Annotated in this window: 14 protein-coding genes; 6 read left to right on the top strand and 8 right to left on the bottom strand. The window is 69.8% G+C overall.

The features are described from left to right. Window positions 1–86 precede the first annotated feature (86 nt). Window positions 87–635, bottom strand: coding sequence for a TetR/AcrR family transcriptional regulator (locus ASE56_RS13920; protein ID WP_056230880.1), 549 nt, complete (start codon window positions 633–635; stop codon window positions 87–89). Between the two features lie 64 nt (window positions 636–699). Between ASE56_RS13920 and lipB the strand changes: the two genes are divergently transcribed. From lipB to ASE56_RS13900, 4 genes are all read left to right on the top strand, one after another. Then, on the top strand, window positions 700–1,338 hold the full coding sequence (lipB, locus tag ASE56_RS13915; protein ID WP_056230878.1) for a lipoyl(octanoyl) transferase LipB: 639 nt from the start codon (window positions 700–702) through the stop codon (window positions 1,336–1,338). A 26-nt stretch (window positions 1,339–1,364) separates the two neighbouring features. Beyond that, on the top strand, window positions 1,365–2,369 hold the full coding sequence (gene lipA / locus ASE56_RS13910; RefSeq protein WP_056232290.1) for a lipoyl synthase: 1,005 nt from the start codon (window positions 1,365–1,367) through the stop codon (window positions 2,367–2,369). Between the two features lie 127 nt (window positions 2,370–2,496). Next, window positions 2,497–3,666, top strand: a complete 1,170-nt coding sequence (locus ASE56_RS13905; protein ID WP_056230876.1) for an inorganic phosphate transporter — start codon at window positions 2,497–2,499, stop codon at window positions 3,664–3,666. Further along, window positions 3,663–3,989, top strand: a complete 327-nt coding sequence (locus tag ASE56_RS13900) for a hypothetical protein (protein ID WP_056230874.1) — start codon at window positions 3,663–3,665, stop codon at window positions 3,987–3,989. The genes ASE56_RS13905 and ASE56_RS13900 overlap by 4 nt, the downstream gene beginning before the upstream one ends. Window position 3,990: 1 nt before the next feature. Here ASE56_RS13900 and ASE56_RS13895 read toward each other — a convergent pair whose 3' ends face one another. The 4 genes from ASE56_RS13895 to smc form a co-directional block, all read right to left on the bottom strand. Then, on the bottom strand, window positions 3,991–4,419 hold the full coding sequence (locus ASE56_RS13895; protein ID WP_056230872.1) for an MSMEG_6728 family protein: 429 nt from the start codon (window positions 4,417–4,419) through the stop codon (window positions 3,991–3,993). A 4-nt stretch (window positions 4,420–4,423) separates the two neighbouring features. Beyond that, window positions 4,424–4,924, bottom strand: coding sequence for a DUF2004 domain-containing protein (locus tag ASE56_RS13890; protein ID WP_056230870.1), 501 nt, complete (start codon window positions 4,922–4,924; stop codon window positions 4,424–4,426). Window positions 4,925–5,003: 79 nt separating this feature from the next. Then, on the bottom strand, window positions 5,004–5,876 hold the full coding sequence (gene ftsY, locus ASE56_RS13885; protein ID WP_056230868.1) for a signal recognition particle-docking protein FtsY: 873 nt from the start codon (window positions 5,874–5,876) through the stop codon (window positions 5,004–5,006). A gap of 4 nt (window positions 5,877–5,880) precedes the next feature. After that, window positions 5,881–9,441 carry a chromosome segregation protein SMC gene (gene smc / locus ASE56_RS13880; RefSeq protein ID WP_056230867.1) on the bottom strand — a complete coding sequence of 1,187 codons (3,561 nt, stop codon included), beginning with the start codon at window positions 9,439–9,441 and terminating at the stop codon, window positions 5,881–5,883. 454 nt (window positions 9,442–9,895) lie between these two features. Here smc and ASE56_RS13875 point away from each other — a divergent pair, with 454 nt between their 5' ends. Together ASE56_RS13875 and ASE56_RS13870 are read left to right on the top strand one after the other, a co-directional pair. Beyond that, window positions 9,896–10,183 carry a hypothetical protein gene (locus tag ASE56_RS13875; protein ID WP_056230865.1) on the top strand — a complete coding sequence of 96 codons (288 nt, stop codon included), beginning with the start codon at window positions 9,896–9,898 and terminating at the stop codon, window positions 10,181–10,183. A gap of 68 nt (window positions 10,184–10,251) precedes the next feature. Then, window positions 10,252–11,331 carry a GNAT family N-acetyltransferase gene (locus tag ASE56_RS13870; protein WP_056230863.1) on the top strand — a complete coding sequence of 360 codons (1,080 nt, stop codon included), beginning with the start codon at window positions 10,252–10,254 and terminating at the stop codon, window positions 11,329–11,331. A gap of 18 nt (window positions 11,332–11,349) precedes the next feature. Here ASE56_RS13870 and ASE56_RS13865 read toward each other — a convergent pair whose 3' ends face one another. The 3 genes from ASE56_RS13865 to rnc all read right to left on the bottom strand — a co-directional run bounded on the left by ASE56_RS13865 (window position 11,350) and on the right by rnc (window position 13,664). Then, a complete protein-coding gene (locus tag ASE56_RS13865; protein WP_156371745.1) occupies window positions 11,350–11,901 on the bottom strand; it encodes a hypothetical protein in 552 nt (183 codons plus the stop codon). 187 nt (window positions 11,902–12,088) lie between these two features. Beyond that, a complete protein-coding gene (gene mutM / locus ASE56_RS13860) occupies window positions 12,089–12,979 on the bottom strand; it encodes a bifunctional DNA-formamidopyrimidine glycosylase/DNA-(apurinic or apyrimidinic site) lyase (protein WP_056230856.1) in 891 nt (296 codons plus the stop codon). Beyond that, window positions 12,972–13,664, bottom strand: a complete 693-nt coding sequence (gene rnc / locus ASE56_RS13855; RefSeq protein ID WP_056230854.1) for a ribonuclease III — start codon at window positions 13,662–13,664, stop codon at window positions 12,972–12,974. The genes mutM and rnc overlap by 8 nt, the downstream gene beginning before the upstream one ends.

The raw sequence follows: 13,664 nt of genomic DNA, 5'->3' as shown, positions 1-13,664 counted from the left end.
GGCAATCCGCCGAACCCGGACCCTCCGCGGAGGGATGCCGCTGACCCCGGCCATCTCTCGGGGGTGGGGTGGACGGCCCTGTCGCGTCACGCGAGAGCGAGCGCGGCGTCCAGCACTTCGGCGAGGGGCCGCCCGGCGGCGGTGCGGTCCGCCCACGCCCACACGGCGGCCAGGACGGCGGCCGCGAGCGCGCCCGCGCGGACCTGGGCGGCCAGCTCCGGCGTGCCATCGCGCACGAACCGCGCCGCGAGCTCCCGCTGCAGCCGGAATTGACGGACGGCCCGGTCGCGGTCGAGCTCGACGGAGATGCCCATGGCGTCGGCGTTGGTGATCGCGAGGGCGAGCGCGTCGGGTGCGAGACCCGCGCCGATCGCCAGCAGGCACTCGGCGACCGGCTGGCCTTCGCGGAGGCGCTCGATCGCGGCATCCGCCTGCTCGTCGTATCCCGACCAGAGCACGTCGCTCTTGGCGGAGAAGTAGTTGAAGAAGCTCGACCGGCTCACTCCCGCGCGGCGGGTGATGTCGGACACGCTGGTCGCGTCGTAGCCCTGCTCCAGGAACAGTTCGCAGGCCGCCTCGGAGAGCACTTCGCGCGAGGAGGCGCGCGGTCGTCCGCTTCGAGGCTCAGGGGTCACGGCCCCAGCCTACGGGCGCACCTCGCGTGTATTGTTGGACGCGATCCAACATCGGAGGCGGTCGATGATCGACATCCAGCAGGTGGGCCTGTCCCCGCACTACGTTCCCTACCTCGACGGCTGGGCGCATCAGCGTCGCATCCACGCCGACGTCGTCGCGGGAGCCCGCGTCGACACCCTGCTCCTTCTCGAACACGAGGCGGTGTACACCGCGGGAAAGCGCACGGAGGCGCACGAACGCCCCGACGACGGCACCCCCGTGATCGACGTCGACCGCGGCGGGAAGATCACGTGGCACGGCCCGGGCCAGCTCGTCGGGTATCCGATCGTGCGACTCCCCGAACCCATCGACGTCGTCGCGCACGTCCGGCGCCTCGAAGCCCTGCTCATCGACGCTCTCGGCGCCCTCGGCGTCGACGGCTTCCGCGTCGAGGGACGAAGCGGCGTCTGGGTACGGCGCCCCCTCGGCGTGGACAAGGTCGCGGCGATCGGAGTCCGCGTCGAAAAAGGAGTGACCATGCACGGCTTCGCCGTCAACTGCGACAACACCCTCGCGGGCTTCCGCCACATCGTCCCCTGCGGGATCACGGATGCCGGAGTGACCACCGTCAGCGAGGTGCTCGGCGCCGACGTCTCCCCCGCCGACCTCGTCCCCGCTATCGAGCGCGTCTTCCGCGCCGAGGACGCGGTGGTGGCCGCGTGAGCGCCTGCGGAACCGGGAACGCCGGGGTGCCGGCATCCACCGCTCCGAACGGCCGCAAGCTCCTGCGCCTCGAAGTGCGCAACGCCGAGACGCCGATCGAGCGCAAGCCCGAGTGGATCAAGACCAAGGCCAAGATGGGCCCCGAGTACACCGCCCTGCAGAACCTCGTGAAGACCGAGGAACTCCACACGGTCTGCCAGGAGGCGGGCTGCCCCAACATCTTCGAGTGCTGGGAGGACCGCGAGGCGACCTTCCTCATCGGCGGTTCGCAGTGCACGCGCCGCTGCGACTTCTGCCAAATCGACACCGGTAAGCCCGCCGACTACGACCGCGACGAACCGCGCCGCGTCGCCGAGAGCGTCACCCGGATGCAGCTGCGCTATGCCACCGTTACCGGCGTCGCCCGCGACGACCTGCCGGACGAGGGCGCGTGGCTGCACGCCGAGACCGTGCGCCGCATCCACGCCGACAACCCGGGTACCGGGGTCGAGATCCTCGCGACCGACTTCTCGGGCAACACGGCGCACCTCGAAGAGGTCTTCTCGTCGCGACCCGAGGTCTTCGCGCACAACGTCGAGACCGTGCCCCGCATCTTCAAGCGCATTCGCCCGGCGTTCCGATACGAACGCTCCCTCGGCGTGCTCACCGCGGCGCGAGAGGCGGGACTCATCACCAAGTCGAACCTCATCCTCGGCATGGGCGAAGAGCCCGCAGAGGTCGTCCAGGCCCTCGAAGACCTGCACGCGGCGGGCACCGACATCATCACGATCACGCAGTACCTGCGCCCCACCCCGCGCCACCTCCCCGTGCAGCGCTGGGTGAAGCCGGCCGAGTTCGTGGAGTTCAAGGAAGAGGCCGAGCGCATCGGCTTCCTCGGCGTGCTCGCCGGGCCCCTGGTGCGGTCGTCATACCGCGCCGGACGCCTGTGGGCGCAGTCGATGGTGTCCAAGGGCCGCGAGATCCCTCCGCACCTCGCGCACCTGGCCAAGGACATCGCGTCCGTCGACGCGGGCTTCGCGCAGGCGGTGTGAGCGCGCAGACCGGAGAGTAGACCTCTCCGCTCCCACGGGATAGGGAACACTTCGTTCACCGCCGAGGTCTACCGTGTCGCCGGGCCAACCGACCCGCTTCCGGTATCACCCCTCGATCGGAGTCGCGGTGGATCTCACCGTCCTCGTCCCCGTCCTTCTCGTCGTCGCCCTCTCGATCTTCTTCGACTTCACCAACGGCTTTCACGACACCGCCAACGCCATGGCGACGTCAGTGGCCACGGGCGCGCTGAAACCCAAAGTCGCGGTGCTCATCTCCGCGATCCTCAACCTCGTCGGCGCGTTCCTGTCGACCGCGGTGGCCAAGACGGTGTCGGAGGGGATCCTCGCTCAGAACGACCAGGGGCTTCCGCAGATCACCGTGCCGATGATCTTCGCGGGGCTCATGGGCGCCGTGGTGTGGAACCTGCTGACCTGGTGGCTCGGGCTGCCCTCCAGCTCGACCCACGCCCTCTTCGGCGGCCTCATCGGCGCCGCGGTGATCGGCGTCGGCGTCCAGACCGTCGAGTGGGGAGGGGTGCTGTCGAAGATCGTGCTGCCCGCGCTGCTGTCGCCGTTCATCGCGGGGATCGTGGCCCTCGCCGCGACCTATCTCGTGTACCGCGTGACGAAGATGGCGACCGTCGCCGGATCGTCCACCGCCTTCCGTCACGGCCAGACGGTCTCGGCCTCGCTCGTGTCGCTGGCGCACGGCACCAACGACGCCCAGAAGACGATGGGTGTCATCACGCTGACCCTCATCGTCGCCGGCTTCCAAGAGGCGGGCACCGGTCCGCAGCCGTGGGTCATCCTGTCGGCGGGCCTCGCGATCGCCCTCGGTACCTACCTGGGCGGCTGGCGCATCATGCGCACGGTCGGCAAGCGCATCACCGATGTGAAACCTCCGCAGGGCTTCGCAGCCGAGACGAGCGCCGCCTCGACCATCCTCATCTCGTCGACCCTCGGCTTCCCGCTCTCGACCACGCAGGTCACCTCCGGCGCCGTGATCGGCTCGGGGCTCGGCAAGCGTCTCGCGTCGGTGCACTGGAATGTCGTCACCCGGATCGCCTTCGCGTGGGTCGTCACGCTGCCCGCGGCCGCCGTCGTCGGCGGAGGCGCCGCATGGGCGGCCTCGTCGGGCATCGCCGGCCTCGTGGTCGTGCTGGTGGGCGGCCTGGCCGTCTGCGTGGGCCTGTTCCTGCTCGCTCGCCGACGCCCGGTGTCGGCCGAGAACGTCAACGATGAGGCGGTGGATGCCGATCGCATCGGCCAGCGCCAGACCGAAGGAGAACGCGCGTGATCACTCCCCTTGAAAGCGCCGGCGCCTCGGGCTGGCTCGGCACCGAAGCAGGGTCGATCCTGCTCGTCTTCGTGGTGGGGCTGGCCGCCACCCTCATCATCGTGGGGCTGTACGCCCTCGGCATCCGATTCTTCGCCGTCGGCGCCCCCGACGTTCGAGTGCCGGATGGAGACGACCCCGAAGGACCGACCGCGGTGGTCGCGCCGCGCGAGACGCCGCGACCGCTGCCCGCCACCATGGCCGGTCTCGTCTGCTTCGCCGGCGTCGCCGCCGCGGTGGTCTACGGGATCTACCTGGTGATCCCGCTTTTCCACGGGAAGTGAATCAGACCGGCCAGACGTACGGCAGGTCGTCGGCGACGTCCCCGAAACGGGGGACGTAGAACTCGGGGTCCTTGCGCACGAGGTTGGAGCGGTGCGCGAGGTGGAACGCCTCGTCTCCGATCCAGGGCGGGAGGTCGAGCTCGTTCTGCGTGAGGCCGTCGACCTCGGGCGCGAAGACGCGGATCTTCTCTCGGACGGTGTCGGCTCGACCCTGGGCGATCCACTCGTCCGTCATGACGAGGCCGTACGACACGAGCGCCGGCAGGTGTCCGTCCCACATCTTCGCCGCCGGATGATGACGCCAGCCATGGTCGGGTACGGTCAACGCGCGCAACAGCTGGAACGTCTCGACACGCTGCTTGCCTAAGCGCTTGAGGTCGAGGGCGGCGGCGGATGCCGTGAACGAGGGGTACGGCAGGAAGGTCTGCACGCGCTCAGTCGGCGCTGGTGACCGACTGGACGCTGCCGTCGGAGGCGAGGTTCACCAGGAGCACGTCGTCGGTCGCGTCGGGGTCCAGCGCGTACTCGAGGACGGCGAAGGGGTCGGCACCCCCGTGCTCGTCGGCGAGGATCGTCATGCTCATCAACTGCAGCGCCTTGATGACGTCGATGTGCGTGTCGCCCGAGACGTCCGTCAGAAGGTCCTCGAGCTCCTCGCCGAGGGTCGCCTGCTGCTGAAGGATGTACTCGGTCACCTCGCTGGTGCGCGAATCGAGTTCGTTCACCATGGCGTTGCGCGCGGCGAGGTCGATCGACTCGAGTGAGGAGACCATGGATGCCGCGACATCGAGCGCCTCGACCGACACGTCGTCCTGGTCGGGTGCGGTCAGATCGACGGTCACGCTCTGGTCGCCGAACTCGACGTTCTCGCTCCAGAAGATCGACCCGTCGGGGCCCGACTCGAGGAGTCCGAAGAAGTCGTGCTCGATCGCCATGCCTCCATGTAAGCAGTCCGCCCGGTGTTCGGGAAGACGACCCGCCACGGTCGGTGCGTGCGGTAAAGGCGCGCGGGGCTCAGTCGACGAGCGAGGCCGCGAAGACGTGCGGGGTGAAACCGGTGAGGTCGTTGATGCCCTCGCCCTGGCCGAGGAGCTTCACCGGGATGCCGGTGCGCTCCTGCACCGCGAGGACGAAGCCGCCCTTCGCGGAACCGTCGAGCTTGGTGAGCACCAGTCCCGTGACCCCGGCGCTGTCGAGGAAGGCCTGGGCCTGCATGAGGCCGTTCTGACCGGTCGTCGCGTCGAGCACGAGCAGCACCTCGCTGATGGGCGCCTGCTTCTCGATGACGCGCTTGATCTTTCCGAGCTCGTCCATGAGGCCGCCCTTGGTGTGCAGGCGGCCGGCGGTGTCGACGAGGACGATCTCGGTGCCGGTCTCCTTGGCGTGGGCGACGGTCTGGAAGGCGACGGATGCCGGGTCCTGACCCTCGTGCTGGGGGCGGACGATCGTCGCTCCCCCGCGCTCGGCCCAGGTCGCCAGCTGATCGACGGCGGCGGCGCGGAACGTATCGGCGGCCCCGACCGTGACGGTGCGGCCGTAGCGCTGCAGGAACTTCGCGAATTTGCCGATCGTGGTGGTCTTGCCGACGCCGTTGACGCCGACGACCAGGACCACCGCGGGGCGCTCGGTGAGCCGCAGCGTCGTGTCGAACTTCGCGAAGTGCTCCTCGAGCGTCTCGCGGAGCATGCGCTGCAGGTCGCGCGGGTCGGTCGTGCGGAAGCGCTCGACCTTCTCGCGGAGTTCGTCGACGAGGCGCTCGGTCACGTCGGGGCCGAAGTCGGCCGTCAGCAGAGCGGTCTCGAGGTCGTCCCACGTGGTCTCGTCGATCGTGGGTTTGACGAACAGTCCGCGCAGCGCGCGGCCCAGCGACCAGGAGTTCTCAGCCATTGCTTCAGCTTACGGGGGTGGCTTCGTCACGGGCGGCGTCGACGGATGCCGCGGGAGTCGCCTCGGCGCCGGCGGCGGCGCGATCGCCGACACGCTGACCGACGACGGCTGAGACCCCGTCCTGACGCATCGACACCCCGTACAGCGCGTCGGCGATCTCCATCGTGCGCTTCTGGTGTGTGATGACGATGAGCTGGCTGCTCGCGCGGAGCTTCTCGAACACCCCGAGCAGGCGGCCGAGGTTCGCGTCGTCGAGTGCCGCCTCCACTTCGTCGAGGATGTAGAAGGGGCTCGGTCGCGCCGTGAAGATCGACGTGAGGAAGGCCACGGCGGCGAGCGAGCGTTCCCCGCCCGACAGCAGTGACAGCCGCTCGATCTTCTTGCCCACCGGACGCACCGCCACCTCGATGCCGGTCGTCAGCGGGTGGTCGGGGTCGGTGAGCGAGATGCTCCCCGCGCCTCCGGGGAAGAGGATCGGGAAGATCTCGGTAAAGGCGGCCCGCGTGTCCTCGAAGGCCGCGACGAAGATCGTCTGCATGCGCTCGTCGAGGTCGGCAATGATCGTCTGCAGATCCGCGCGGGTCTGCTGCAGATCCGCCAGTTGCTCGGTGAGGAAGGCGTGCCGCTGTTCGAGAGCGGCGAACTCCTCGAGCGCCAGCGGGTTCACCCTGCCGAGTTGTGAGAGCTTGCGCTCGGCATCCTGCAGCCTGCGCTTCTGCGCGGCCCGCTCGAACGGGACCCCCGCCTCGGTGTTTTCGGCGGGGATCGGCTGGTCGGGACCGTATTCCGAAACGAGAATGTTCTCGTCGAGGGCGAGTTCGGACTGGACGCGTTCGAGCAGCCCCGTCACGTGCAGCTTCTTCTCGTGCATCTGAAGTTCGAGCCCGTGCACGCTCTCGGTCAACCGCGCGAGACGCTCGCGCACGAGGGCTTCGTCGGCGCGCGCCCGCGCGAGCTCTGCGGTGATCGCCGTGCGGGCGGATTCCGCGGCCGCGAGCTCGACACGCGCCTGGCTGACCGAGCGGTCCACCGAGTCGAGCAGGGCCGGGAGGTGACCTGCGACCTCGGCGGCGATCTCTCGCTGCGCGCGACGCAGCACCGCACGCCGTGCGGCTTCCGCGGCCGCGGAGCGCTCGCGCTCGCGCTGCTGTTCGAGCTGGACGATACGGGCCTCCCCCGCGCGAACACGCTCCTTCAGCGTCTCGATGTCGAGCCGTGCGCGCATCTCGCCCTCCCGCGCGGCGTCGACCTCGGCCGCGAGACCTTCGCGGGCCGACGCGTCGAGCAGGGGACGCGGCGCCTCGAGCGCGCGGGTGAGGGTCTCGTCGGCGCGGCGCGCCGCCTCCTCGGCCTCGGCGACAGCCGTCTCGGTCTGCGCAAGACCCGCGGCCAGGCGATCGCACTCGGCGACCACCGCCTCGTGGCGTACGGTCACCCGGTTGACCTTCTCGGCGTGGGCCGCGAGGGCCGCGTCGTGGGCGCGCAGCGTCGAGAGTGCGTCTTTCGTGCGCTGACGCGCATCGACCTGGGCGCGTTGCTCGTCGGCCAGCGCCTCGCGGAGCGAGTCGGCGATCACGACGATCTCGTCGAGTCGCTCGGCGGCGGCATCCCTCTCGGCGGCGAGTTCGAGGCGTGAGCGCCCCGATCCCGAGCCGGCGCGGACGGTCCGCGCGGTCACGACTTCGCCGGCGCGCGTGACCACCGTCACGTCGTTCGCGAGGTTCGACTGCGCCGCGCGCGCGGCGTCGAGATCGTCGACGATGAGAACGCGAGACAGGATGCCGAGCACCCCGGCCGACGCCGTCACGACATCCGCCGCGGCGATCGCGCTCTTGAGCACGGGCCCGGACGAATCCGGCCCGGGGGCGTCTGCCAAGACGATCTCGACCAGACCCAGATCGGCCTCGGCCGCGGTGTGCGCGGCGCTGAAGGCGGACACCGCGTCGTCGACGAGCAGTCCCTCGGCGAGGGTGCCCAGCACCGCGGCCACCGCCGCCTCGTACCCCGCTCTGACCTTCACGTCGTCGCCGACCAGACCCCGGATGCCGGCACCCCCGGCCGCGATCAGGTCGGCGGCCGCGTTGCGGACATCCAGAGCACGGCCGAGCGCCGTGGTCTGGGCCGTGAGCGCGTCGCGCTCTCGCTCGGCCGCGTGAAGCCGTTCGCGGAGTGCGGCGACTCGCGCCTCGACGTCGTTCGCGTCGCGCTGCGCGCGCTCGTAGGCGGCCGCGTGCTCGGCGGTAGAGGCTTCGGGAACGACGTCGGGGTCGAGCTCGGCTCGCGCTTTCTCCGCCTCGGCCCGTCGAACGAGAGCGGCGTCGAGCGCCCGCTGTTGGCGTTCGACCCCGGCGCGCACGGCGGCGAGGGCGGAGTTCGCGGCGTCCGCCGCGCCCCGCAGGCTCGTGATCTTCATGTCGTGCTCCGACACGAGGGCGCTCTGCGCGGCGATGTCGACGTCGAGCGAGTCGAGGTCGCTGCGGGCGCGCGTCACGGCGCGTGCCGCCTCAGCCGCGGCATCCTGCGCATCTCCGAGGCCCGCCGCGATCTCGTCGATCTCGGCGCGGACGTCGTCGATCATCGACTGGGTGACGGTGGGCGAGAACCCGGCTCCGTCGGTCTCGTCGTCGCCGAGGAGTGTCAGTCGTTGGCCCGCGAGCGTATAGAGCCCGCGGAGTCGCTCCTGCACCTGCTCGAGGGCGAAGGCAACGCTGCGCGCACGATCGACGGCGTCCGAACGCTGGTCGTGTTCGAGGCGCTCCACTCGTCCGCGGAGTCCCTCGGACTGCTCCTGCAGGCCCAGGCGTTCGGTGTGGCGCTCGCTCTCGGCGCGTGCGGCGTCAGCCAGTTCGGCGCGCAGACGGACGAGCTCGTCGGCGTACAGTCGCGCTTTCGCGTCTCGGACCACGGCGGCGATCGTGGCGGCTTCGCGAGCGATCTCGGCCTGCTTGCCCAGTGGCTTCAGCTGCCGACGCAGCTCGCCTGCCAGGTCGCTCAAGCGCGTGAGGTTCGTCTCCATCGCCTCGAGCTTGCGGACGGTCTTTTCTTTGCGGCGGCGGTGCTTCAAGATGCCCGCGGCCTCTTCGATGAAGCCTCGCCGGTCTTCCGCCGACGCCTGGAGCACGGTGTCGAGGCGTCCCTGCCCGATGATGACGTGCATCTCGCGGCCGAGGCCGGAGTCGCTGAGGAGTTCCTGCACGTCGAGAAGTCGACACGTCTGCCCGTTGATCGCGTACTCGCTCGCGCCGGTGCGGAACAGCGTGCGGCTGATCGTCACCTCGCTGTAGTCGATCGGAAGGGCCCCATCGGCGTTGTCGATGGTGAGCTGCACCTCGGCGCGACCCAGGGGGCCTCGCGTCGACGTGCCGGCGAAGATGACGTCCTCCATCTTGCCGCCGCGGAGGGTCTTCGCCCCCTGCTCCCCCATGACCCAGGCGAGCGCATCGACGACGTTGGACTTGCCCGAGCCGTTCGGACCGACGATGCACGTCACCCCCGGCTCGAGCGCGAAGGTGGTCGACTGGGCGAACGACTTGAAGCCCTTGAGCGTCACGCTCTTCAGGTGCATGTCACCCGCCTTCCGCTCGATCGACCCGCGTGTTCACGGTAGCCGAGAAACCGCGGGATTCCGCGGCGGCGGGCCGGTGCGCGGAGTTCGACGCGCCCGGCGTCCATCCGAATCTGAGCGAGAGCTTGACATTCGCTGACAGCCTTCGCTAGCGTCTGAGGTCGCAACCGACGTCGAAAGGAGGTTACTTCCATGATTCGCACCACGACCGGCTTCACCGCCCCAGGCTTCACCGCCGTCCCCGTGCTCTCCGCATACGCCACGGGAGTGACCACCGCCGTCGGCATGCCCCCTCGTCAGGGCTAGTTCGTCGCGTCGAGACGCCTCGTCGTCTCCGCTTCTCGTGAGCCCCGTCTTCTCGACGTCGGCCACCCGGACCCTCTGCGTCCGCCCCCGCGTGAGCTGTCTGCTCGACGCGTCTCTCCCCCGCTAGATCTTCTTACGGAGCTTCCGCATGAACGCCCTGTTCACGCGCGCGCCGCAGCACTCCTCGGCCGCGCCTTCCCCCCTGCCCACCCCCTCGACGATCACGTTCGACACGACGGCGTACCGGCCGCTGGGTCTGCTCGACCGCCTGTCGCTGCGTCTGGGTCTCTGGCTGCTGAACCGGCATGCCAACAGAGCCCGCGCCCTCGACACCCGAGCAGTCGAGGCTCTTCGAGCCCGCGACGCGGCCGCCGAGCGCGCCCGCCGCGAGCAGGCCTGGCAGAGCGCCGCGGCGTTCAGCCGCCCGCCGTTCTGATCCCGGTGGGGTCGGCCTTCGGGTCGACCCCACCCCCACCCTCTTCTCATCCGACGAAAGACCTTCCAGTGACTTCCCTCCCCGCCGGCCTCGAGCTGCGCCCTCTTCACATCCCCTCCCGGATCGATGCTCCGGATGCCACGGACTTCCGCGAGATGGTCCGCCTCCGCAACCTGATCTCCTCCGAGATCTCGGGCCACGACGACTCGTCGATGCCCGCCGACGAACTCCTCCCGCTCTACCACCCCCGACCCGAGATGAAGCGATTCGCGTGGATCGCCGTTCACCACGGCGAGGTCGTCGGGCGCGTGGGTCTCGACTTCCCGCAGGAGGAAGGCGCCCGCACCGGGTTCTGGCTCATCGAATTGCGCCGCTCCGCGTGGGGGCACGGAATCGGGCGCGCCGCCTACGCGCTCATCGAGAGCATCGCGCGCGAGCACGGGCGTACCGTCCTGCAGTCGTGGGCCGAGCACCCCGCCGCTGATGGACCGCGCCTCGAGGCGCCGACGGGGTTCGGCTCGATTCCCCGGGATCGAGCGGCGCGGTTCCTCCTTGCATCCGGATTCTCGCTCGAGCAGATCGTGCGGGTGAGCGCGCTCGATCTCGCCGGGGCACGACCGCGTCTCGAGGAACTTCTCGCCGAGGCGGAGCGGGCGGCCGTCGGGTACCGGATCGTTCAGTGGGCGCTCCCCACTCCCGACGAGTTCGTCGACTCCTTCGCGTGGATGAAGTCCCGCATGGTGACGGACGCCCCCTCGGCGGACCTCGAGTTCGACGAGGAGGTCTGGGATGCCGCTCGCGTCCGCCGCTACGAAGCGGGTTACACCGACGCGGGGCGGCACATGCTCGTCACCGCCGCCCAGCACGTCGACACCGGCGAGCTCGCGGCCTTCAACGAGTTGGTCATCGGCAAGGACCGCACCGCGGCGACCAGCCAGGAGGACACCCTCGTCGTCGCGTCGCACCGAGGCCACCGGCTCGGAATGCTCGTGAAGTGCGCCGGGCTCCTGGCCTGGAACGACGTCGCTCCCCGGTCGCCCCGCGTGCTGACCTACAACGCCGAGGAGAACCGCCCCATGCTCTCGATCAACGAGGCCATCGGCTTCGCACCGATCTCGTACGAAGGGGTGTGGAAGAAGGTGCTGTGACGCAGTGGAGGGGCGCTGTCATCGCGCGGCGGTGACCCCGGTCGGGACGGCCGGCACCTCGCCCGGCCAATCGCCCAACCGTACGCGGGCAGGCGATCCCTCGACAGTGTCGACGTTGGCCACGGTGAAGCCCTCCGATTCCGGAACAGGGTCTCTCGGTTCGATCCACTCCGCCGCAGCGGCCGCCTTCGCGACGTCGAAACCGTTCGCGGGGTCGTCCGTCACCGTCAGAGATATCTGGGCGTTGGGCAGGTATCCGTTTCGCACCGACCACGCCGATTCGGTCAGGAAGGTGACCAGCGCGGGACCATCGACGATCCGATAACCGGGATCGACCGTGACCGCGATGTCGTAGCCGGTGTTTCCCTTGATGTTCGGGCGTTCCCCACCCTGGAAGTCGACGGTCAGACCCGGGATCCGTGCGATGGCGGACCGCGCCTCGCTGAGCGTCTGGCCACCGCTGGGAGCGTCGTGCGGAATGAGGTCAGCCCGAGACGGGCCGCAGCTCGTCAGTCCGACCATTCCTGCGGCGACGACGACCGCGATGATCCCTCTTCGGTAACGCGTCAACTCGCACCCCGTCCCTCGACCATTGCCGTGCCGGACGCCGCGGAAAAGGTCTCCCGTCTCGCCGCCCCCAGCGATCCCTTCATCGTAGGGTGCCGGAGGTCACGCGTTCTGCTGCGCGGGGCGGATGTCCCTCGCGAGCCGTGAGGTATCGGAACGTGCACGCGAGAACCACATGACGCCTCTACTCTCAACGCCGCTTCTGGCAGTGCGGGCAGAAGTGGCTCGACCGGTTCATGAACGACACGCGCACGATCGGTCGCCCGCACCGCGGACACGGCTGGCCGGTGCGCCCGTACGCATTGAGCGAGTGCGCGAAGTAGCCGGCCTGCCCGTTGACGTTGACGTACTGGGCGTCGAAGCTCGTTCCGCCCTCGGCGAGGGCCTTCTCGAGCACCGCCTGCACTTCGGCGAGCAGGCGGTTCACCGCGCGCGTCGGAAGATCGGATGCCGTGGTCTCGGGGTGGATGCGCGCAGCCCACAGCGATTCGTCGGCGTAGATGTTGCCGATGCCGCTCGCCGCCGTCTGATCCAGCAACACGCGTTTGATCCCCGAGGAGGTACGCGCCAATCGCGCGCGGAATCGTACGGCGTCGAATGCGGGGTCGAGGGGATCGCGGCCGATGTGCGCGACCTGCGTCGGTACGCGGGCGAGATCCGAGCCGCGGCCGCCGGCAGCGCCGTCGGGCGTGTCGACCAGGCTGTCGATCGCGAGCGAACCGAACGTGCGTTGATCGGCGAACACGACCGACAGTGGCCCGTGCACCGGGTGCTCCAGCTCGATGCGGATGCGCTCGTGTCGCTCCTCCGGCGCTCCGGGGGCACGGAGGAGCATCTGGCCGCTCATTCCCAGATGGGTGACGATGGCCTCGTCGTCGGCCACCGGCATCCACAGGAATTTGCCTCTGCGCACGGCGGACGCGATGCGTCGGCCGGTCAGCTCCGCCTCGAAGTGCGCGGCTCCCCCGGTGTGACGGGTCAGCGCGCGGTCGTCGCGCACATCGACAGACGAGATGAGGGCGCCCGTGACGGCGGGTTCGAGACCGGCGCGGACGACCTCGACCTCGGGAAGCTCAGGCACGCGCGTCGAGCTCGCGCCACGCGGTGAGAGCCGCAGCCATCTCGGCGTGCTTCTTACTGGAGCCGACGCCCGTGGTCACGACGTCGCCCGTGGTGACGGTGGCGGTGAACCGGCGGTCGTGATCGGGCCCGGTCGCCTCGACCGTGTAGACAGGAGCCGCGAGACCGAGTCGGGCCGCGATCTCTTGCAGGCTCGTCTTCGGGTCCATCGCCGCGCCGTACCGCTCGGGGTCCGCGAGAAGCGGTTCGACCAGGCGCAGCACCATGCCGGTCGCCGCGTCGGGGCCGGCCGACAGGAAGGTCGCGCCGATCAGCGCCTCCATGGTGTCGGCGAGGATCGAGTCCTTGTCGCGCCCACCGGTGAGGATCTCGCCGCGACCCAGCCGCACGTGGTCGCCGAGTCCGATCGTGCGGGCGACCTCGGCCAACGCGACCGTCGACACGACGCTCGCGCGCCGCTTGGCGAGGCTTCCCTCGTCGAGATCGGGATGCCGCGTGAACAGCCGGACCGTGACGGCCTGGCCGAGCACGGAGTCGCCGAGGAACTCGAGGCGCTCGTTGTGCGGAATGCCGCCGTTCTCGTACGCGAACGAACGGTGGGTCAGAGCAAGAGAAAGAAGCTCGGGGTCGATCTCGACCCCGAGCTTCTCGGTGAGCGCTGCGCGCTCGACGTTGTTACGCGTCAC

The organism is Microbacterium sp. Leaf203 (assembly GCF_001421275.1).
In the GTDB taxonomy this organism is placed as follows: Bacteria; Actinomycetota; Actinomycetes; order Actinomycetales; family Microbacteriaceae; genus Microbacterium; species Microbacterium testaceum_A.
Note: the sequence above shows the minus strand (reverse complement) of the source record. Positions and strands in the feature narration are given on the sequence as shown.